Origin of the sequence: Bradyrhizobium sp. AZCC 1719, from assembly GCF_036924525.1 — a bacterium.
Lineage (GTDB): Bacteria > Pseudomonadota > Alphaproteobacteria > Rhizobiales > Xanthobacteraceae > Bradyrhizobium.
Map to the genome: position 1 here is coordinate 5,471,118 of NZ_JAZHRU010000001.1, position 19,830 is coordinate 5,490,947.

Below are 19,830 nucleotides of genomic sequence, written 5' to 3' on the forward strand. Positions count from 1 at the left end.
CCCCGAGGCCAGTTGGTTCATGCCGGCCGCAACGGAGGTCTCATCATGCAAGAACGCGCCAGTCGTCCGACCGAAGCTCGCGCCATTCCATTCGACACCGCCAAGCTCGATTCCCTTATGGAAGCGGCTGGAATCGATATCCTGGTCGCGACTTCCAAGCATAACGTCCAATACCTGCTCGACGCGGAGCGCGCGATCTTCTTCGACTATATGGACGCACTCGGCGTCAGCCGTTACTTGCCCGTCCTGATCTACCCGAAAGGTGCGCCCGACAAGGCGGCCTATATCGGGCACCGGCTGGAAACGCACCAGCGAGCCGTGGCGCCGCTGTGGGTTCCGCAAGTCCGCACCGAGGGCAACGGCTCGTTGGATGCCGTTTTGCTCGCGGCAGGCCTGATCAAGAGCGCGGGCGTACCGATGAAGCGGATCGGGGTCGAAATGCCGTTCCTGCCGATGGACGCCGGCAGGGCTCTTTCGGACGCCCTGCCCGATAGCGAGATCAAGGATGCGCTGTTGGTGCTCGAGCGCCTGCGTGCCGTGAAATCACCGGCGGAACTGGCCAAGCTAAAAAAGGCCTCCGAATTGGTGATCGAATCCATGAACGAGGTGATCGCAGACCACGGCCCCGGCACCACCAAGCAGCAGCTTTTCGACGCGTTGAGGATTGCCGAGGTCAAGCGCGGATTGACTTTCGAGTATTGCCTGCTGGCCTGCGGCGCCAGCCACAACCGCGCGCCTTCTGCCGACCGCTGGGAAACCGGCGACGTGCTCTCGCTGGATTCCGGCGGCAACTATCACGGCTATATTGGCGACCTCGCGCGGATGGCCGTGCTGGGCGAACCGGACAGCGAGCTCAAGGACCTGCTGGCCGAAATCGAATCCGTCCAGCGGACGGCATTCGCCGCGGTGCGGCCGGGCGCGATGGGTGGCGAAATCTATGCCGCGGCGGAAAAGCGGCTCGCGCAGTCGAGCCAGCGCGACTGCACCGACTTTCTGGCGCACGGCATGGGGCTAGTCAGCCACGAGGCCCCTCGCCTGACGGCCAAGGGGCCTATTCCCTACGATGATCCCGACGCGCGCCGGCCCTTGGAGCCCGGCATGGTGGTATCGATCGAAACGACGATGAAGCACCCGCGCCGCGGCTTCATTAAGCTGGAGGACACGGTCGCAGTGACCGCAACCGGCTACGAGATCTTCGGCGAAGGCAGCCGCGGCTGGAATATCGGCGGCAGCGCACTGGTGCGGTGAGGTTGGGCTTTTGAAGTCAACAAAGGCCCAACTTCACGCCAGCTCAGTTGACCGCCGCGGGCGCCGGCAAGTCCATCGAGCGAAGACCATGTGACTTGAAGGTTGCAACGACCGTCGCGATGCGCGGTCGCCCGCGAACGTTGGCTTGCGGCTCAGCCCTTTTCGACGTCTCCGCCTGCGTCCAACCAGCCTTTGAAGCCGCCGAGATTGCGTACGTTGCCGTAACCCATATCCTTCAGCGTCTTTCCCACCAGCGCGGAGCGCCCGCCGGATGCGCAGTAAGCAACAACCGTCTTGGTGCGGTCGAAGGCCTTATCGTGCATCGCAGAGGCAGGATCCGCCTTGAATTCCACGAGGCCGCGCGGAATGGCGACAGCACCCGGAACTTTTCCAGAGGCGGTAACTTCCGCAGGCTCTCGAACATCGAGGAAAAGTACATCGGCCCTTCCCAGCAATCCCTTAGCTTCATCGGGACTGATACGCGGGACTTCGGCATCGGCTTCGGCGAGCATCGCTTGTACGGTTTTCATTGGGCCTTCTCCATATGTGGGCTCGCCAGCAACGGCTGGTGTTCTAATCTAAGCTCCCGCAAGGCACGCAATGCCAAATCCGCACAGCAAGGCCGTCGCAAGTTGCAAGGGGCTAATAGTCCATCCCGTTTTGATTTCGATCATGCAATTGAAGGATGCTGCGCTATATTTTTGGGTGTGGCAATCCTGCTGGTTGTCGCGGCAAATCTGGCCAACGCGGCCATACTGCGCTATTTCCCCCTGAACTTCGGCTTGCGCCGCTCCAGAAACGCTGCCACGCCTTCCTTGTGATCCTCGGTCATGCTCGCCAGCGCGAACTGGTCGACGTCCATGTGGCTGGCGAGATCGTCGAGCGCGTGCGCAAGGCGATTGATCGTTAGCTTGGTCATGGCAACCGACAGCGGCGGCTGGGCGGCGATTTTGACGGCGAGCGCCATCGCGGCGTCGAAGGCCTTGCCGGCATCGGCCACCTCCTCCACCAGGCGCCATTCGTAAGCCTCGGCCGCTGTGATGCGCTGGTCGGCCAGGATTACGGCCTGCTTGGTGCGGGCTGGTCCCATCAGGTGCAGCATGCGCGGCACGCTCTGCCAGCTCATATTCATGCCGAGGCCGATCTCGGGCACGCGCATATGGGCGTCGCGGGCCATCACCCGGAAATCCAGCGCGACCGCCAGCGCCACGCCGCCGCCGACGCAAAAGCCCTCGATGGCGCCGATCGTGATCTGCTCCATGTCCTGCCAGGCCCGGGTCAGCCGCGGCCCGAGCTTCAAGTGCCGGCGCAAGGCTCCGAGGTCCATGGTCTTGCGCGAACGGCCCTCGGGGTCCTTGAGATCAAAGCCGGCACTGAACGACTTTGCGCCGCCAGTCAGCACCACGACCGATGTGTCACCATCATCCTCAAAACTGCGGGCGGCGTCGGTAAGCTGGCGCAGCGCTTCCGGCGACAACGCATTGACGCCGTCGCCGCGGTCGAAACGCACAACAGCGATACGGCCGTCCGGCCCGAGGCCTTTTTCAATCGTCACAAACCCGGTCAATCCATCACTCCCTGTTCGTCATTTTTCGAAAGTTTAGACCAGAAAGAATTCCCGCGAACCTGAATCCTTCGTCGGTTCCCGTTCGTCTTGTTCGCGAAACCATCGCATCCGCTTGGCGCGGATCGGGGCGAACAAGGAGCATTTTGCAGATGGGACCATCATATCGCTGGGTGATCGTCGGCACGGGCGCATTGATGACATGCGTCGGCATCGGCGCCATGTTCTCGCTGGCCGTCTATCTGGAACCGATATCGACGGAAACGGAATGGTCGCGCGCCGGAATTTCGGGTGCGATGACCATCGATTTCCTGACCATGGGCATGGCCGGATTTGCCTGGGGCGCGGCCAGCGACAGGTTTGGCACGCGTCCGGTCGTCCTCTGCGGCGCCCTGCTCCTTGGACTCGGCCTGTTTCTTGCCAGCCGCGCGACTTCCCTGATCGAATTCCAGCTCACTTACGGCATTCTCGTCGGCCTCGCCGCGGGCGCCTTCTTCGCGCCGATGATCGCCGCCGCGACAGTGTGGTTCGAGAACAATCGCAGCCTTGCCGTCTCGCTGGTGTCCGCAGGGATGGGCGTGGCGCCGATGACGATCTCGCCATTCGCGCGCTGGCTGATCTCGACCTACGATTGGCGTACCGCGATGATGATCGTGGGCTTGATGGCGTGGGCCTTGCTGATACCGGCCGCGCTGCTGGTCCGGCAGCCCCCGGTGGCGAGGCCATCCGCCTTGCCGGCGTCGGGCGCTGGTAACGATCCGGGAGCAGGATGGTCTGTTGCGGGCGCGCTTCGTTCGCCCCAGTTCGTGGTGTTGGCGCTGACCTTCTTCGCGTGCTGCGCCGCGCATTCCGGCCCGATCTTCCATATGGTCAGCTACGCGATGCTTTGCGGCATCCCGGCGATGACCGCGGTCAGCATCTATAGCGTGGAAGGCTTGTCGGGGCTCGGCGGGCGTCTCCTCCTCGGCATCCTCGCCGATCGGCTGGGCGCCAAGCGGGTGCTGGTCTGCGGCCTCCTGGTGCAGGCGCTGGCGATTGGGACCTATCTCTACGTCAGCAAACTCGGCGAGTTCTACGCGCTCGCGATCGTGTTCGGAACGGCTTATGGCGGCGTGATGCCGCTCTATGCCGTGCTGGCGCGCGAATATTTCGGTCCCCGGATCATGGGAACGGTGTTCGGCGCCGCGACGATGGTATCGAGCCTTGGCATGGCGTTCGGGCCGTGGGCCGGGGGCATGATCTTCGACACTTTCCACGACTACCGCTGGCTCTACATCGGCGCGTTCAGCGTAGGCCTCGCCGCAATGGCGATTGCGTTGACGTTCCCGCCACTGCCGTCGCGATCACGCGAGCGGCTGCAGCCGGCATAAAGAGCAGATTCCCTGCCTCGACATAGCCCGGATTTTGCGCCTATCCTGACGGCATGAGCGACCCTGACCACGACAACCACGGCCATCATCACGACCACGAGCATTCCGAGCTCTCGGAGACCGAGCTGCGCGTGCGCGCACTGGAATCGATCTTGACCGAAAAGGGCTATGTCGATCCGGCCGCGCTCGATCTCCTGATCGATCTCTATGAAAAGAAAATCGGACCGCGCAACGGCGTTCGCGTGGTCGCCAAGGCGTGGAGCGATCCCGCCTATCGCGAACGGCTGATGAAGGACGCGACCGCGGCAATTGCCGAGCTCGACTATTCGGGCCGACAGGGCGAGCATATGGTCGTCGTGGAGAACACACCTGAGCAGCACAATATGGTCGTGTGCACGCTGTGCTCCTGCTACCCGCACCCCGTGCTGGGGCTTCCGCCAGTCTGGTACAAATCCGCGCCCTACCGCTCGCGCGCCGTCTCCGACCCGCGCGGCGTGCTGAAGGATTTCGGCGTGACGCTGCCGGACACCACCAAAATCCGGGTCTGGGATTCCACGGCCGAAGTCCGCTACCTCGTGCTGCCGATGCGCCCTGAGGGTACCGAGGGCTGGAGCGCCGAGCAACTCGCCGAACTCGTCACCCGCGACAGCATGATAGGTACCGGCCTGCCCAAGCAGCCCCGTGAGGCTGCCTGATGGACGGCGCGCATGACATGGGCGGTGCCGAGGGCTTTGGTTCTGTTGTGCCGGAGCCGAACGAGCCGGTGTTTCATGCTGACTGGGAGCGCCGGGCCTTTGCGCTGACGGTTGCCATGGCGCGCCCGGGCGGCTGGAACATCGACATGTCGCGGTTTGCGCGCGAGAACCGGCCGCCCGAGGATTACCTCAGCAAGAGCTATTTCGAGATCTGGCTGGCCGGTCTGGAAACGTTGATGATCGAGCGCGGGCTGGTGACGCGCGAGGAAATCGAGGCCGGCAAAGTGCTGGCGCCGCCCAAGCCTGGCGTGAAGCCGATCGCTCCAAATGAGGTCACGCCGGCGATCCGCCGCGGCGGCCCGACCGAACGCGAGGCGAAAGCACCTGCGATGTTTGCAATCGGTGACATTGTGCGGATGAAAGACATCCACCCGGTAACGCATACGCGGCTGCCGCAATATGTCCGTGGCCATCTCGGCACCATCGAGCTCAATCACGGCTGCCACGTCTTCCCTGACACCAATTCGCTTGGCCAGGGCGAAGACCCGCAATGGCTCTACACCGTGCGTTTCGACGGACCGGAATTGTGGGGCAAGGACGGCGACCCGACGCTCAGCGTCTCCGTCGACGCCTGGGAATCCTATCTGGAGCGCGCGTGATGGATTTGACCCCGCAGCAGGCCATGCGCGCCGCGGTCGCCGTTCCCGGCGTGCCGCGCGATGAAGACGGCCCGGTATTTCGCGAGCCATGGGAAGCGCGCGCCTTTGCGATGGCGCTGGCGTTGCATGAGGCCGGCGTCTTCACCTGGAAGGAATGGGCGGAGACGCTGGGGGCGCAAATCAAGCGCGCGCAGGCCGAAGGCGATCCAGATACGGGCGAGACCTACTACCGGCACTGGCTAGCGACGCTGGAAACGCTCGTCGCCGCCAAGGGCGTCATAACGTCAGATGTCCTGCATCGCTACCGTGACGCCTGGGATCACGCCGCCGACCGCACGCCCCACGGCGCGCCGATCGAGCTGAGGGCGGAGGATTTTGGGAAGTAGACACCGGTCGTCATACCCGCGAAGGCGGGGTATCCAGTACGCCGCGGCTTATCGGCTCAAACGAAGTCTCTGGAATACTGGTTCGCCTGCTTTCGCAGACGATGACATGCGAATGAGCGGCCTATGTCGCGCGAGCTACGCCCCCGCATATTCCCGCCAGCCCTTCGCCCGCAGCGCACAGGCCGGACATTCGCCGCAGCCATAGCCCCAATCGTGCTGCGCGCCGCGCTCGCCGAGATAGCAGGTGTGGGAATGCTCGCGGATCAGATCGACTAGCCCTGCTCCGCCAAGCTCCTGCGCGAGTTTCCAGGTGGACGCCTTGTCGAGCCACATCAGCGGCGTATGCAGCTCAAAATTCTTCGCCATGCCGAGATTGAGTGCGGACTGCAGCGCCTTGATGGTCTCGTTGCGGCAGTCCGGATAGCCCGAGTAGTCGGTCTCGCACATGCCGCCGACGATGTGGCGGATGCCACGCCGGTACGCCAGCGCCGCCGCGAAGGTGAGAAACACCAGGTTACGGCCTGGCACGAAGGTGTTGGGTAATCCGTCAGCGCCCATTTCGATCGCGACATCGCGGGTCAGCGCGGTATCGGAAATTTCCGCCAGTGTCGGAATTTCCAGCGTGTGGCTTTCGCCGAGTTTTGCCGCCCAATCCGGCCGCAACGACCTTAAGCCCGACAGCAGCCGGTCGCGGCATTCCAGCTCGATGGCGTGGCGCTGGCCGTAGCTGAAGCCGAGCATTTCGACGCGCGCAAAGCGCCGCAAGGCCCAAGAAAGGCAGGTGGTGGAATCCTGCCCGCCGGAAAACAGCACCAGCGCGGTTTCGGACGATGATTGGTCGCTCATGACGGGCAATTAGCACTCCCGCGCTTCAAGGCCAACCGGTGGAAATTGCCTCGATTTTAGCCTGTTCCGCTGGGATCGGTCGATCGCTTGCGGCATAAAGCGACCTGCCCCACCAAGCGACGGAAACCCCATGACCCCTTCCCGCGATATTTCCCGCCTCATCGAGATCATGGCGGCACTGCGCACGCCGGTCACGGGCTGTCCGTGGGACCTCGAACAGAACTTCGCGACGATCGTGCCCTACACCATCGAAGAAGCCTATGAGGTGGCCGACGCGATCACACGCGGCGATCTCGATGACTTGCGCGAGGAACTCGGCGATCTCCTGCTGCAGGTCGTCTATCACGCCCGCATGGCGGAAGAGCAGAACGCCTTTGCCTTCGGCGACGTGGTCGAGGCGATCACAGGCAAGCTGATACGCCGTCATCCGCATGTGTTCGCCGACAAGGACGGCAACATCGCTCCCGCGGGCGTCAAGAGCGCGTGGGAACGCATCAAGGCCGAGGAAAAGGCCGAACGCGCGGCGCGGCGGCCGCCGGAGGAGACCACGCATAAATCGCTGCTCGCAGCCGTCAAGGCCGGCCAGCCGGCGCTGACGCGCGCGATGGAATTGCAGCGCAAGGCCTCCACCGTCGGCTTCGACTGGAACGATCCCCGCGCGGTGCTCAGCAAGATTCGTGAGGAGGCTGACGAGATCGAAGCAGCCCTGGACAACGGCAAGCCTGACGAACTCGCGGCCGAAACCGGCGATCTGCTGTTCGCCCTGGTCAATCTGGCGCGGCATGTCGGCGCCGATCCCGAAACCGCGCTGCGCGGCACCAACGCCAAGTTCGAGCGCCGCTTTGCCTATATCGAGCGCGCGCTTGCAGCGAATGGCCGTTCGCTCGAAGACGCATCGCTCGCCGAAATGGACGCGTTGTGGAATGAAGCAAAGGGTGCGGAACAACCGGCCGCCTCAGCCGCAGCGGGGAGTGATCGAAGATAGGACGCGCGTTCGCGCGACAATTACGCCACCCGCGGAACGGCATCAAACCGCGACACCACGATATCGCGCTTGGTCTCGTCGACGCGCACCGTCATGTCGAAGCGTCCGTCGCGGAGCTCCTTGTTGAGCACTTCGGCATTGCGATGCAGCCAACTGATGCCGGCGCCGTCGGAAGCGTCGATGGAGAGGTCGAGCGTCGTGCGCGTGGCCGCCAGGCGATCCTCGATCGCTGTCAGCAGCGCATCGATCCCCTCGCCTGACGCGGCGGAGACCAGGAAGCACGGCCGCTCCGGCGGGCGGCGCGCGGCGATGTTGCGCAGGTTCTCGCGTTCTTCGGGATCGAAGCGATCGATCTTATTCCAGACCTCGAGGATACGTGCGCCGGCATCCGGATCGATGCCGAGCTGACGCAGCACGGCATCAACGTCGCGCTCCTGCGCCTCCGCGTCTTCATGCGAGATGTCGCGCACGTGGAGAATGATATCGGCCTCCAGCACCTCTTCCAGCGTGGCGCGGAAGGCGGCGACGAGCTGCGTCGGCAGGTTGGAGATGAATCCGACGGTATCGGAGAGCATCGCCTTGCCGCCATGCGGCAGGCTCAGCGCGCGCAAGGTCGGGTCCAGCGTCGCAAACAGCATGTCGGCCGCCTGCACTTCGGCACGTGTAAGCCGGTTGAACAAGGTCGATTTGCCGGCATTGGTGTAGCCGACCAGCGCAACCACCCGATACGGCACGCGCTGCCGGCCGGCGCGATGCAGCCGCCGCGTCGCCTGCACCTTCTTCAGTTCATTTTCCAGCCGCGTGATGCGGTCGCCAATGAGGCGGCGGTCGGCTTCGATCTGGGTCTCGCCGGGGCCGCCCATGAAGCCGAAACCGCCGCGCTGGCGCTCCAGATGGGTCCAGGACCGCACCAGACGGCTGCGCTGATAGTTCAGGTGCGCGAGCTCGACCTGCAGCGCGCCTTCTTTGGTCTTGGCGCGGCGGCCGAAAATTTCCAAAATCAGTCCGGTGCGGTCGAGCACCTTGGTGTTCCAGGCCTTCTCGAGGTTGCGCTGCTGGATCGGCGCCAACGCGCAATCCATCACGACCAGCTCGATGTCATGGCCTGCGATCAGGCCCGTGATCTCCTCGACCTTTCCCTTGCCGAGGTAAGTCGCTGGACGGATCTGGGTGACTGGCGCAATCAGCGCGTCGGCGATCGTGAGGTCGATGGCGCGCGCCAGACCCGTGGCTTCCTCAAGCCGGCCCTCGAAATCGCGCGCAGCCTCGTTCGCCTGCGCATCGGCATCGCCGCGGCGCATTCGCAAATATGGGCCGATGACGATCACCCGCCCGCTTTGTTTGGCCCCCGCCGACCGCGGACGGTCGGCGCTCCCTTCACGGTCGAAGGGTTCCAATCAGTTCACTCTCAAGCCGGAGCATCCTCACCGCCCTCGAACAACTGGATCGGAGCGCCGGGCATGATGGTCGAGATCGCATGCTTGTAGACTAGCTGCGAGTGGCCGTCGCGCCGAAGCAGCAAGCAGAAATTGTCGAACCAAGTGACTATCCCCTGCAGCTTTACTCCGTTGACCAGAAAGATCGTCAGTGGCGTTTTTGTTTTACGAACGTGATTTAGGAAGGTGTCTTGTAGATTTTGTGCGCGGTCTGCCGCCATTGTTTTTGTCCCGCCGTCTTGTGCTTCTTTTTATTAAGCCGTTGTTGCTCTCTCACGGAGCCTGCCCCGACCTGCCGGCCCACCCTGAGATCCCCCTCCGGTCGGCTCGACAGCGCGATTAGAGGGTACGCGCGGTTATTAGGCAAGCCGGTTCGGGCGCCACCGGCGCGGAACCCAGTGGCCATTCTCCGCAAGTGTCCGGAAAGAGATAAATATTCCCAAGCAGATGCATGGATCGGAGCGACCCCATTGGGTTGACGGCGCGTTCGATTCGCATCGCATAAGCGCGATTCAATCAGCCTCAGCCAACACCCAGTGCCTTGAGCTTGCGGTGCAGCGCTGAACGCTCCATGCCGACGAATTCGGCCGTACGCGATATATTGCCCGAGAACCGGCTGATCTGCGCGATCAGGTAGTCACGCTCGAACACTTCCCGTGCCTCGCGCAGCGGCAACCCCATGATGTGCTCGCCATTGTTGCTGGTCGGCATCGCCGGCACCATCGAGCCGACATCCTGAGGCAGCATATCGGCTGTGATGATCGCTTCCGGACCGCCGCCGGCCAGAATCATGACGCGCTCGACATTGTTCCGGAGCTGGCGGACGTTGCCGGGCCAGACATGGGACTGCAATACCGCCATTGCATCCTGGCCGATCTGCCGCTTCGGCAAGCCCGTCGCCGCCGATATCTGGTCCATGAAATAATCGATCAGTTCGGGGATATCCTCGCGGCGTTCCGACAGCGGGGGAACACGGATCGGCACCACTGACAGTCGATGGTAGAGATCCTCCCGGAAACGCCCCTCCGCGATCTCCTCCTCCAGATTGCGCGCGGTCGAGGAGATGATTCGGACGTCGACATGAATCTTGGCGGCGCCTCCTGAGCGCTGAAAGGTCTGATCGACCAGCACGCGCAGGATCTTGTTCTGGGTTTCGCGCGGCATGTCGGCGATTTCGTCGATGAAGAGCGTGCCGCCGTGTGCCTCTTCCAACGCGCCTGGCTTGCGCGGCTGCTCGCCGTTCGTCTGCTCGATGCCGAACAGCTCGACTTCCATCCGTTCCGGGGTGATCGCCGCGGCGTTGATGACGACGAACGGGCCTTCTGCACGGCTCGATGCGTTGTGCAGCGTGCGCGCTGCCAGTTCCTTGCCCGAACCGGAAGGGCCGACGATCAGGATACGGCTGTTGGCCTTGGCCGCACGGTCGATGGTCTGGCGCAACTGGTTCATGCAGGCGGAGCGTCCGGTGAGAACGCTCGCGGTGGGAGCCAGTTGCTTGAGTTCCTTCACCTCGCGCTTGAGGCGCGAGGTCTCCAGCGCCCGCGTCGCCACCAGGATCAGCCGGTCGGACTTGAACGGCTTTTCGATGAAGTCATAGGCGCCCCGCTTGATCGCCGCCACCGCGGTCTCGATGTTGCCGTGGCCGGAGATCATCACCACCGGAACGTCGGCGTGCTCCTTCTTGATTTGCTCGAGGAGTTGCAGGCCGTCGAGCTTGGAGCCCTGCAGCCAGATATCGAGAAACACCAGATGCGGACGGCGGTTGGCGACCTCGGCCAACGCCGAATCGCTGTCGCGCGCGGTACGGGTATTGAAGCCTTCGTCTTCCAGGATGCCCGCAACGAGGTCACGAATATCGGCTTCGTCGTCGACAATCAGAATGTCACTGGCCATGGGTTACACCTGCCTTGTCAGTTGCCTGTTGCGGCTTCGGTTTTTGTTTCATCATTGGTCGCGGATGCCGCCTTATTGGTTTCGTCAGTCTGTGGTTTTGCCTCCGGAGCCGGTTGCTTCGGCGCATGGCCGGATACGGCGAACCGCAGCCGCATCCAGGCGCCGCGCTGTCCGGGGCGGAAATCGGAGGCGTCCTTGAGCTCGATGCGGCCGCCATGGTCTTCCAGGACGCGGCCGACGATGGCGAGCCCGAGACCGGTGCCCTTCTGGCGCGTCGTCACATACGGCTCCAGCAACCGGGCGCGGCTCACTTTCGGCAGGCCGATACCGTTGTCGATCACGTCGATCACGATGTCGTCGTTTTCGCGCGCGGCGATGACGTCGATGCGTCCCTTGCCGAGCTCTTCCGGCGGCACCTGCTCGATCGCCTCCGTCGCGTTCTTGATGATGTTGGTCAGCGCCTGGGAGATCAGCCGGCGGTCGAACTGCGCGCGCATCGGGTCCTGCTTGATATCGGCCTCGATATCGAGATCGGGATGCCCGACCTTCATCAGGAATACCGCCTGCCGGACGGTGTCGGCGACGTCCTCGCCCTCCATGACCGGCTTTGGCATCCGCGCGAAGCGGGAGAATTCATCAACCATCCGCCTGATGTCGTCGACCTGTCGCACGATGGTTTCGGTACATTGTTCGAAGATATTCTTGTCTTCGGTGATGACCTTGCCGAATTTGCGGCGGATGCGTTCTGCCGAAAGCTGGATCGGCGTCAGCGGATTCTTGATCTCATGGGCGATGCGACGCGCCACGTCGCCCCATGCCGAGGTACGTTGCGCGGAGACGAGCTCCGTGATGTCGTCGAGCGTGATGATGTAGCTGTCGCGCGACTGGCTGGTCTGCTCGGCGCTGACGCGGACCGACAGGTTGCGCTCATGGCCGTCGCGGGTGATCGTGATCTGGCCCTGCACCAGGCGCTGCGCACCCTCGCGTGCGGTCTTCATCATGTCGTCTAGCTCGGGCAGGACGTCCGATAGCGGATGGTCGAGCGTCTCGGATTCGGCATGGCCGATGAGTTTCTCGGCCGAGCGGTTCAGAATGCCGACACTGCCTGAGGCGTCGACGCCGATGATGCCGGCGCTGGCCGAGGACAATACCGCCTCGATGAAGCGGCGGCGGCTGTCGATCAGGTCAGAGGCGCTGACCAGCTCGTCGCGCTGGGTGCGCAATTCGGCCGTCATCTTGTTGAAGGTCTCGCCGAGTTGGGCGAGGTCGCCTTCGGATTTGTGAACCGGCACCTGGACATGCAGATCGCCGGTCGAAACGATGTTGGCCGCGCTCATCAGATTGCGGATCGGCGCCACCAGCCAGTTGGCGAAATTCAGCCCGATCAGCACCGATGCCATCAGAATGGTCAGAGCGATCACGGCAAACATCAGCGCGAAGGCGACCTGGATGCCGAGCCGGCGGGCTTCGATCTGGGCATATTCGGCGACGCTGGCTTCGGTCTGCTTGAGCTGGCTGATCACACGCGGATCAAGCAGGCGTGCCACGTAAAGGAAGGTATCGTCAAAGGCGCGCAACCGGATCACCGCGGCCACATAATTGGCTTCGGGAAAGACCGCGATCGGCGGCTCATCTTCATTGACGTTGCTGAGAAAATCCTGCGGCGGCGTCGTGAATTCCTGCTGGATGCCGGTCTTCGCCGTGACCAGGACGTTGCCATCCTTGTCAACCAGCATCGCGGCTGGCAGGTTTCGCGCGGCTGCATTTGCGGTCAGCAGTTCCTGAAACGACCGCCGGTCCTGATCATACAACGGTCGCGCACGGGCAATATCTTCCGTCATACCCAGGATGTCGCCACGGATAAGCCTTGCGTGCTCCTGCATGTAGGCGCGGGCAACGGTTAGCGAGTTCTCAATGACCTCGCGTGTCGGACCCGAGAACAGCCGGTCCAGGCCGCGGTCGATGGTCACGTTGGCGACGATCGCGACGAGTACGGCCGGCAGCACGGCGATGATGGAGAACAGGCTGACGATCTGGACGTGCAGCCGTGCCGCGGCCCGGCCGCGCCGCCGCGCCTGGATCACCAGCCAGACTTCGCGGGTGATGATTGCGACCAGTAGAAGTGTGGTCGCTGCATTGATCAGCAGGAACGAATAGACAACCTGGCGAGTCGGCTCGATCGGCGTCAGGCCGGCCAAGACGATGAAGGTCAGAAATGCCGACAGCAGCGCGACGGCGACCGCAAGCGGCGCCACCCACTTCCGCAGGATCCCCCCTCCGGATTCGGTAAGCGATGGGTCGAACGATGGTGCCGAGTTCGTCTCTGCGGTGGTCATTCCGGCAATTCGGTGAGCTGAAAGGCTATGGCCCGCCAATTGCGGACTGATGCATTCATATCACAATGTTGCCGAATTGCGGCATCAGTAAGATGTTTGTTTTATCAATAGCTTACGGGCATTCTTTTCACGCGAGTGGTAAAATTGCCAAGCGTCGAATCATCCTCACCAGGCAATTATCCGCAACGTGACGGCAACCCATTGGGGAAGATGCCATCGGCAAGCTTTGTCGCAGAATCGGACAAGGCATGGGGGATTCGGGAAAGACGCCCAAGCCGTCCTGGGCCAGAACCGTGCACCAACATTCGAACCCGAGGTCCCGTCCTGCCCAAGTTCCCGCGCGGCCCTGCCAGCCCCGCATCCATCGTCGCCGCTATGAAGTGGGTAGCCGGTCTTCCGCCAAAGGCACGTGCCAGCTTTGCCAGCGGTCGATCTGTTCGTGGCACCTATGCGCCATCCGATCAGGCCAAGGAGATCACGAAATCCTGTAGCTTCACCAAGCCATCGCGCGTGCTGGCGCGCTTCTCGGTGGAAGGAGGCCTCGACACCAACGACACGTTGCTGCGCGGTTTCAGCTTCCGGCTTGGCAGCGATGGCCAGAGCTCGGAAATATTCACACAGAGCGCCCCGGTTCATTTCGCGAGGACGCTTGACCAGATGTTGGCTTTCCTCCGAGCGCGCATTCCAGGACCCGACGGCAGGCCGGACGTGGAAAAGGTCGAGGCATTCTCAGTTGCCAATCCCGAGACGCTGCATCAGGCAAGCTACATAGCCGCGCATCCGCCGCCCGCAAGCTTTGCCTGCACAACCTATTGGGGCGTGCACGCTTTTCCCGCGACGAATTCAAAGGGCGAGACCAGGTTCATCAAGTTCAAGGTCGCGCCGGTTGGCGAACAGGCGACCGAGCCCAAGGTCAGGGTAAAGCCTGCCGGGCTGCTGCACGACGACCTCGAAACCCGGATCGCGGCTCGCGATATCAGGTTCAGCGTAATGGCGCTTCTAGATCGTCCCGGTGACCCCGTCATGGACGTGACCGTCCGATGGCCCGATGAGGACGGACGCGAAGCGGTGCGGCTGGGAACTATCGTGATCACCGGTGTTGAAGCAAACGATGCGTGCGAGGAGCCCGTCTTCAATCCGGCAACTCTGGCCGAAGGCATCGGTCATCCGCTGGACGAGATGTTTGCGGCCCGCCGCGCCGCCTACACTATCTCGCAGACAAGGCGTCGCTGAGCGGACGAGACATCCCCGATCACGTTTCGCCTTCCGGCGCGCCATGCTTCTCACGACGCCACGCGCCCGGGCTGACGCCGACCACGGACGAAAATACTCGCGTAAAATGGCTTTGATTGGCAAACCCGGCCGATATCGCAATCTCCGACAGCGGCAGGTCACGGACGGTCATCAACTGCTTGGCCGCCTTCACGCGCTGGCGAAGAAGCCATTGGTGCGGCGGCAGGCCGGTGGAGATTCGAAATGCGCGTGAAAAATGGCTGACCGAGAGATCGAATTCTGCCGCGATCTGTTGCAGCGAAAGTGTCCCGCCGAGGTCGGCCTCCAGTCTTTCACAGGCGCGCTTGACCTGCCACGGCGCAAGGCCGCCGCGGGCCAGCTCGGTATTACGCCGCAGTCCGCCATAGGTCTGGGCAACGTGCGCGGTGAGCGCGAGCATCATGTGATCGATGAAAAGCTGATTGGCCTCGGACGGCCGCCGCAATCCTTCCAGGAACGAGGCGCCGATATGACGGACGACCGTGTCGTCGTGGCCGACGCCGAGCTCACACGCAAGATCGCCAATGCGCGGCGTGCCAGACTGTTCAGCGATGCCGTCGAGCGCCGAGCGCGGAAGATGGAAAAACAGCGAATGAAACGGCTTGTCGATCACATAGCGCGGATCGCACTTGAGATCGTACAGATAGGTTGCACCGGCCCGGACATCCCTCTTCATGATGCACTTGCCGCGCTCCCAAAGCTCGCAGTCCGGATAATCGTGAAGCTTCAGGCTGACGAGAAAGGCATCCTCCGGTGTCAGCGAGCCGGAAAGGCCGGGTACCGGGTTATCATCGCGCGTTTCGGTGACTGCAAGTTCAACGCCGCGCAGTGAACGCGTGACCAGTGACGGCGGCGCATCCTTCAGATGCAAGAAGCGCCCGAGCCTCGCGCCGAAGGCGCCCGCCTGTGCCATATGCGTTATCTCGCTTTTGAAGTTGGAAGGGCTGGTCGTCGCGCGTCAGCGAAATGAATGCGTATTATCTGCTTTCACAGCGCGGCCGTCTACGATGTTTGGCCAAGACCGCTATCTCATCAGCTTTGTGACAACGCAGCCGCTTGCTTTGGAATGGCAGCGCTGTTGCCCGTTTTCAACGCAAGCGCACGCAATGGTAGCGGCCCTTGCCTCATTCGACGGCAGAGGCCGGCCCTGCTCAACCGTTGAGCGACTTCGGTCACAAACGCTTGATGGCCGCTTGCAGCAAGATCAGGCAAAGCACCGCCGCTTTGGGAAAGACCCAGTAGTCCTACGCGCCTAGAACGCGCACCGAAGCTCTCGACGCTTGGCGGCATCAGTACGGTCAGACAGGAAGCAACAGCTTCGCGTCAGCACCGTAAGTCAGGCCCGGCGGCGCGAGCGAAAGGCCCCCTTCGAGCGAGCAACTGCCATGAGCAAGCCAATCCTGCGCAATTCTTCGCAAGTGAATTCCCACACCGCGTCGGACGCGGATCCTTCGTCGATTGCCGACTCCCGTGCTGCCGATGCGGAGATGGCACGCGTGCTTCACACCAAACCACTCCACATGGCTTTGGATGCCTCCGGTGCCGGAATCGCCCACTGGAAACATGAGCCATTGCACGACGTCGTCGAGCCCATGACCCATCACGTCATCATGGCTTACAACGGCTCGGTGCAGCGCATGGAGCGGCGGACAGGGAGATCGGTTGCGATTGGAACGTTTCGTCGCGGCGTTGTGATAATCATTCCGGAAGGATCAAGCTCCCGATGGGATATTCCGAAACCTGTTGATGTCGTTCAGCTCTACCTTCCTCACGCAATGCTGAAGCGCGTTGCCGACGAAGCCGACATTGCCACATCGACCAATCTCTTGGAGCGAACGGCGCATCCCGACCCCATCACGTCCCGATTGCTCCTAAGCGCCTCGGATGTCTTGGAGGGCAATGAGGCGCTGGATACGCTCTTCAGGCAGCAACTGACGGACCTCCTGGCCACGCGTCTACTTGCTGCGCACACCGGCTCGCCAACCACGATCCAGCCGGTCATGGGCGGGTTGTCGCCGAAGGTGCTCGGCCGCGCCATCGAGCGTTTGCGTTCGGATGCCGATGCGGACGTCTCGCTCGCGGCGCTCGCTTCCGATGCCGGCCTGTCGCGCTTCCATTTCTGCCGTGCCTTCAAGGAAAGTACCGGGCTTTCGCCGCATGCCTGGCTACGGCAGTACCAACTAGAGCAGGCCATGAACATGCTGCGCGACACTGACGATTCGATCGTGTCGATCGCAGCCGCGCTTGGCTACTCCTCGCAGACCGCTTTTGCTGCCGCGTTCAGAAAGCTGACGGGCGAAACCCCGAGCGATTGGCGGCGACGCATTCGGTAACAGCAATCGCTCTACAGGTACGGCAATCGCTCTGGGGCAGTCGCAAATCCAATTCGCTAGATCAGCGTGGCACAACGCCAACACCGGATGGAGATAAACGATGGCCTGGATGAACGTCGGTAACCCGTTTGCAATCGCACCGCGGCGGAGAGTCGTCGCCACCGCACTCATGTACGGACTTTCGTTGAGCGTTCGCTTCACCTCGGCAGCGGGCGAAGAAACGGAAGTTCCGGCACATGCCGTCCAAACCGCCCGCCCCGTCAGTTCCATCATCTTTTACAAGGACTGGCCCGCGAAGCCCGCTCCGTTGATGGCCTTTCAACGCGGCTCGCTCTTGGGATCCGGAGGCTGCCGAGCGGCATGTGAACGCCCCACGCCGACGTCGCTAATGCCGGACTGCCCCGCACCGTAACAGCCGGGACTCGTTTCACATCATCTTTGCGTCATCGATCGGAAGAGGTTTGCCGCCAATGCAGGGCGGCGGCGATGACGCGCGCACGTCCGAGAGAATCTAACCACAGGAGCAAACCATGCGACTTGTTATCATAGGAGCCGGCTTCGCCGGCATGTACGCCGCACTTTCCTCAGCCCGCCTGCGCGACATCCAGGGCGTTTCGCCCGAGGAGCTCGAGATCGCACTGATCGCACCCGAGCCGACGCTGGTGGTCCGTCCCCGGCTCTACGAATCGAAGCCGGAGACCCTGACGGCGCCTCTGCTCGATGTCCTCAAAGCTATCGACGTTGTCTACGTGCAAGGCAGCGCCGAAACGATCGACACCAAGGCTCGCATGGTGCAAATGGCTACGGCCAAAGGCACCCGAAAGACTCTCTCTTACGATCGCCTGGTCGTGGCTACGGGCAGCCGCCTGTTCCGCCCGAACATTCCCGGTCTTGCCGAACACGGCTTCAGCGTCGACCAACTCGACGACGCGATTGCCCTCGACCGGCATCTGCATAGCTTGCCCAATCGTCCGGCAATGAACGGGCGCGACACGGTCGTCGTCGCCGGCGGTGGTTTCACCGGCATCGAAGCGGCAACCGAGATACCGGCGCGGCTCCGCGCGATCCTCGGCAAGGATGCCAACCCGCGCGTCATCATCGTCGACCGCAACAGCGCGATCGCTCCCGATATGGGCGCGGGTCCCCGCCCCGTCATTGAGGACGCCCTGCTCAAGCTCGGCGTTGAGACCCGGCTCGGTGCCGGCGTCGCGTCGCTCGACAAATCCGGCGTCACGCTTTCCGATGGCGAGCGCATTGAAGCCGAGACCGTGATCTGGGCCGCCGGCATTCGCGCCGCACCGTTGACCGCACAGATCCCCGCCGAGCGCGACAATTTCGGCCGGCTGCTTGTCGACCGGGATTTGCGCGTGCCGTCGGTGGATGGCGTCTTTGCCACCGGCGACGCCGCTCGCGCGGCATGTGACGATGTCGGCAACTACGCGCTGATGTCGTGCCAGCACGCCACGCGGATGGGCGCCTTTGCCGGCAATAACGCCGCCGCGGAGCTCCTGGGAGTCCCGACCAAGCCATATCACCAGAAGGGTTACGTCACTTGTCTCGACCTCGGCGAGGCCGGCGCACTTTTCACGAGCGGCTGGGAACGCAACGTCAAGATGGTCGGCGACGTCGCCAAGAAGACCAAGCAGGAGATCAACACCGTCTGGATCTATCCGCCGCAGGCCGAGCGTGCCGCGGCGTTGGCATCGGCCGATCCGGAGCGCGTGACCGATGTGACTGGCTTCCTCTAGGCCCTTCACACGAAACGGGCCGCGCTTGCCCCACCGAAGCACGGCCCGCCCAGGATCGAGCGCTAAGATCGAGCGCACGAGTTTTCAAGGATGGATCAGATGATCCGCAACACAGCAGGAGAGAACATGAACCTCAACATGACCGCACCCCCCGTTAGATCGAAGCCCGACGAGTTGGTTCCGTCGCGCTACGCGCTGAAGGTCGGTGAGATTGACGTGCTGGTGGTCAGCGATGGCGTGCTACCGCTCCCAACCGCAATGTTGGCCCACAACGTCGACCCGGCCGTCCGGGCGGCCTGGCTGGACGAGATGTTCCTGCCGCCGGACGCGTTCGATTGGGCGCTGAACGTGGTCGTGGTGCGTAGCGGCGGCCGAACCATACTCGTCGACGCCGGACTAGGGTTCGACCCGGACTTGCACTTGCCGCGGGCCGGGCAGTTGATCAAGCGACTGGAGGCCGCCGGCATTGATCTTGCGTCCGTGACCGACGTGGTGCTTACCCACATGCACATGGACCACATTGGCGGGCTGCTCGTCGACGGGGTGAAGGACCGGCTGCGTCCAGACCTGCGGATCCACGTGGCGGCCGCCGAGATCAAGTTCTGGGAGACGCCCGATTTCTCCCAGGTCTCCATGCCGCCGGGATTCCCGGACGCGCTTCGGTCGGCCGCCAAGCGGTTCGTGAAAGAGTACCGTAGCCAGTTGCGGCCGTTTGAGGAGGAGTACGAGGTGGCGCCCGGGGTGGTCGTCCATCGCACCGGCGGCCACACCCCCGGGCACAGCGTGGTCCGCCTGGCGTCCGGCGGCGACCGGCTGACGTTCGCCGGCGACCTCGTGTTCGCGGTCGGGTTCGAACATCCCGAGTGGTACAACGGCTTCGAACATGACCCCGAGGAGTCGGCCCGCGTTCGTATCAGTCTTTTGCGGGAGCTGGCGGCGACCGGCGGCCTCCTGGTGGCCACTCACCTGCCGTTCCCATCCATCGGCCATGTGGCGGTCGACGGCGACGCCTTTCGTTGGGTACCGGCCATCTGGGACTACTGATCGCTTGTTGGGTTA

General features: G+C 63.0%; 18 protein-coding genes. 10 read left to right on the top strand and 8 right to left on the bottom strand.

Going from position 1 to position 19,830, the window contains the following annotated elements:
- The first annotated feature begins 45 nt into the window (after positions 1-45).
- Entirely contained in the window at positions 46-1,248 is a 1,203-nt protein-coding gene (locus V1292_RS25800; RefSeq protein ID WP_334375444.1) for a Xaa-Pro peptidase family protein, read from the top strand.
- Between the two features lie 152 nt (positions 1,249-1,400).
- Here the strand turns inward: V1292_RS25800 and V1292_RS25805 are convergent, their stop codons facing one another.
- Both V1292_RS25805 and V1292_RS25810 read right to left on the bottom strand, forming a co-directional pair.
- Positions 1,401-1,760, bottom strand: coding sequence for a rhodanese-like domain-containing protein (locus V1292_RS25805; RefSeq protein ID WP_442895565.1), 360 nt, complete (start codon positions 1,758-1,760; stop codon positions 1,401-1,403).
- 248 nt (positions 1,761-2,008) lie between these two features.
- A complete protein-coding gene (locus V1292_RS25810) occupies positions 2,009-2,815 on the bottom strand; it encodes an enoyl-CoA hydratase/isomerase family protein (RefSeq protein WP_334375446.1) in 807 nt (268 codons plus the stop codon).
- Positions 2,816-2,964: 149 nt separating this feature from the next.
- On the opposite strand from V1292_RS25810, the gene V1292_RS25815 reads away from it, so the two are divergent.
- From V1292_RS25815 to V1292_RS25830, 4 genes are read left to right on the top strand one after another with little or no spacing between them, the layout of a single operon-like run.
- Complete coding sequence (locus V1292_RS25815) at positions 2,965-4,182, top strand: MFS transporter (protein WP_334375448.1); 1,218 nt, start codon at positions 2,965-2,967, stop codon at positions 4,180-4,182.
- 53 nt (positions 4,183-4,235) lie between these two features.
- Positions 4,236-4,877 carry a nitrile hydratase subunit alpha gene (nthA, locus tag V1292_RS25820; protein ID WP_334375449.1) on the top strand — a complete coding sequence of 214 codons (642 nt, stop codon included), beginning with the start codon at positions 4,236-4,238 and terminating at the stop codon, positions 4,875-4,877.
- A complete protein-coding gene (nthB, locus tag V1292_RS25825; protein ID WP_334375450.1) occupies positions 4,877-5,536 on the top strand; it encodes a nitrile hydratase subunit beta in 660 nt (219 codons plus the stop codon). The genes nthA and nthB overlap by 1 nt, the downstream gene beginning before the upstream one ends.
- On the top strand, positions 5,536-5,922 hold the full coding sequence (locus V1292_RS25830; protein ID WP_334377165.1) for a nitrile hydratase accessory protein: 387 nt from the start codon (positions 5,536-5,538) through the stop codon (positions 5,920-5,922). Before nthB ends, V1292_RS25830 begins: the two co-directional genes overlap by 1 nt.
- A gap of 135 nt (positions 5,923-6,057) precedes the next feature.
- On the opposite strand, the gene queC is transcribed toward V1292_RS25830, so the two are convergent.
- Complete coding sequence (gene queC / locus V1292_RS25835) at positions 6,058-6,768, bottom strand: 7-cyano-7-deazaguanine synthase QueC (RefSeq protein WP_334375451.1); 711 nt, start codon at positions 6,766-6,768, stop codon at positions 6,058-6,060.
- Positions 6,769-6,898: 130 nt separating this feature from the next.
- On the opposite strand from queC, the gene mazG reads away from it, so the two are divergent.
- Positions 6,899-7,753 (top strand): nucleoside triphosphate pyrophosphohydrolase, encoded by an 855-nt coding sequence (gene mazG / locus V1292_RS25840; protein ID WP_334375453.1) that lies wholly within the window; start codon positions 6,899-6,901, stop codon positions 7,751-7,753.
- Positions 7,754-7,773: 20 nt separating this feature from the next.
- On the opposite strand, the gene hflX is transcribed toward mazG, so the two are convergent.
- The 4 genes from hflX to V1292_RS25860 form a co-directional block, all read right to left on the bottom strand.
- Positions 7,774-9,150: a GTPase HflX gene (gene hflX, locus V1292_RS25845; protein ID WP_334375455.1), complete on the bottom strand. Its 1,377-nt coding sequence runs from the start codon at positions 9,148-9,150 to the stop codon at positions 7,774-7,776.
- A gap of 11 nt (positions 9,151-9,161) precedes the next feature.
- Complete coding sequence (gene hfq / locus V1292_RS25850) at positions 9,162-9,410, bottom strand: RNA chaperone Hfq (RefSeq protein ID WP_006020546.1); 249 nt, start codon at positions 9,408-9,410, stop codon at positions 9,162-9,164.
- Positions 9,411-9,711: 301 nt separating this feature from the next.
- Positions 9,712-11,082, bottom strand: a complete 1,371-nt coding sequence (gene ntrX / locus V1292_RS25855; protein WP_028346102.1) for a nitrogen assimilation response regulator NtrX — start codon at positions 11,080-11,082, stop codon at positions 9,712-9,714.
- 17 nt (positions 11,083-11,099) lie between these two features.
- Positions 11,100-13,418: a sensor histidine kinase NtrY-like gene (locus V1292_RS25860; protein WP_334375456.1), complete on the bottom strand. Its 2,319-nt coding sequence runs from the start codon at positions 13,416-13,418 to the stop codon at positions 11,100-11,102.
- Positions 13,419-13,793: 375 nt separating this feature from the next.
- Here V1292_RS25860 and V1292_RS25865 point away from each other — a divergent pair, with 375 nt between their 5' ends.
- Complete coding sequence (locus V1292_RS25865) at positions 13,794-14,651, top strand: catalase (RefSeq protein ID WP_334377166.1); 858 nt, start codon at positions 13,794-13,796, stop codon at positions 14,649-14,651.
- 19 nt (positions 14,652-14,670) lie between these two features.
- Here V1292_RS25865 and V1292_RS25870 read toward each other — a convergent pair whose 3' ends face one another.
- A complete protein-coding gene (locus V1292_RS25870; RefSeq protein ID WP_334375457.1) occupies positions 14,671-15,603 on the bottom strand; it encodes a helix-turn-helix domain-containing protein in 933 nt (310 codons plus the stop codon).
- A gap of 472 nt (positions 15,604-16,075) precedes the next feature.
- Between V1292_RS25870 and V1292_RS25875 the strand changes: the two genes are divergently transcribed.
- The 3 genes from V1292_RS25875 to V1292_RS25885 all read left to right on the top strand — a co-directional run bounded on the left by V1292_RS25875 (position 16,076) and on the right by V1292_RS25885 (position 19,815).
- Positions 16,076-17,023 carry a helix-turn-helix transcriptional regulator gene (locus V1292_RS25875; protein ID WP_334375458.1) on the top strand — a complete coding sequence of 316 codons (948 nt, stop codon included), beginning with the start codon at positions 16,076-16,078 and terminating at the stop codon, positions 17,021-17,023.
- 530 nt (positions 17,024-17,553) lie between these two features.
- Positions 17,554-18,771, top strand: a complete 1,218-nt coding sequence (locus V1292_RS25880; protein WP_334375459.1) for an NAD(P)/FAD-dependent oxidoreductase — start codon at positions 17,554-17,556, stop codon at positions 18,769-18,771.
- 90 nt (positions 18,772-18,861) lie between these two features.
- Positions 18,862-19,815 carry an MBL fold metallo-hydrolase gene (locus tag V1292_RS25885; RefSeq protein ID WP_334375461.1) on the top strand — a complete coding sequence of 318 codons (954 nt, stop codon included), beginning with the start codon at positions 18,862-18,864 and terminating at the stop codon, positions 19,813-19,815.
- The last annotated feature ends 15 nt before the right edge of the window (positions 19,816-19,830 follow it).

What these genes read in the sequence shown, in the direction of transcription:
- nthA (WP_334375449.1), top strand. Translation starts at nt 4,236, where the DNA reads ATGAGCGACCCTGACCACGACAACCACGGCCATCATCACGACCACGAG.
- V1292_RS25880 (WP_334375459.1), top strand. Translation starts at nt 17,554, where the DNA reads ATGCGACTTGTTATCATAGGAGCCGGCTTCGCCGGCATGTACGCCGCA.
- V1292_RS25815 (WP_334375448.1), top strand. Translation starts at nt 2,965, where the DNA reads ATGGGACCATCATATCGCTGGGTGATCGTCGGCACGGGCGCATTGATG.
- V1292_RS25860 (WP_334375456.1), bottom strand. Translation starts at nt 13,418, where the DNA reads ATGACCACCGCAGAGACGAACTCGGCACCATCGTTCGACCCATCGCTT.
- nthB (WP_334375450.1), top strand. Translation starts at nt 4,877, where the DNA reads ATGGACGGCGCGCATGACATGGGCGGTGCCGAGGGCTTTGGTTCTGTT.
- mazG (WP_334375453.1), top strand. Translation starts at nt 6,899, where the DNA reads ATGACCCCTTCCCGCGATATTTCCCGCCTCATCGAGATCATGGCGGCA.
- V1292_RS25875 (WP_334375458.1), top strand. Translation starts at nt 16,076, where the DNA reads ATGAGCAAGCCAATCCTGCGCAATTCTTCGCAAGTGAATTCCCACACC.
- ntrX (WP_028346102.1), bottom strand. Translation starts at nt 11,082, where the DNA reads ATGGCCAGTGACATTCTGATTGTCGACGACGAAGCCGATATTCGTGAC.
- V1292_RS25870 (WP_334375457.1), bottom strand. Translation starts at nt 15,603, where the DNA reads ATGGCACAGGCGGGCGCCTTCGGCGCGAGGCTCGGGCGCTTCTTGCAT.
- V1292_RS25865 (WP_334377166.1), top strand. Translation starts at nt 13,794, where the DNA reads ATGAAGTGGGTAGCCGGTCTTCCGCCAAAGGCACGTGCCAGCTTTGCC.
- V1292_RS25805 (WP_442895565.1), bottom strand. Translation starts at nt 1,760, where the DNA reads ATGCTCGCCGAAGCCGATGCCGAAGTCCCGCGTATCAGTCCCGATGAA.
- queC (WP_334375451.1), bottom strand. Translation starts at nt 6,768, where the DNA reads ATGAGCGACCAATCATCGTCCGAAACCGCGCTGGTGCTGTTTTCCGGC.
- V1292_RS25885 (WP_334375461.1), top strand. Translation starts at nt 18,862, where the DNA reads ATGGATCAGATGATCCGCAACACAGCAGGAGAGAACATGAACCTCAAC.
- hfq (WP_006020546.1), bottom strand. Translation starts at nt 9,410, where the DNA reads ATGGCGGCAGACCGCGCACAAAATCTACAAGACACCTTCCTAAATCAC.
- V1292_RS25830 (WP_334377165.1), top strand. Translation starts at nt 5,536, where the DNA reads ATGGATTTGACCCCGCAGCAGGCCATGCGCGCCGCGGTCGCCGTTCCC.
- V1292_RS25800 (WP_334375444.1), top strand. Translation starts at nt 46, where the DNA reads ATGCAAGAACGCGCCAGTCGTCCGACCGAAGCTCGCGCCATTCCATTC.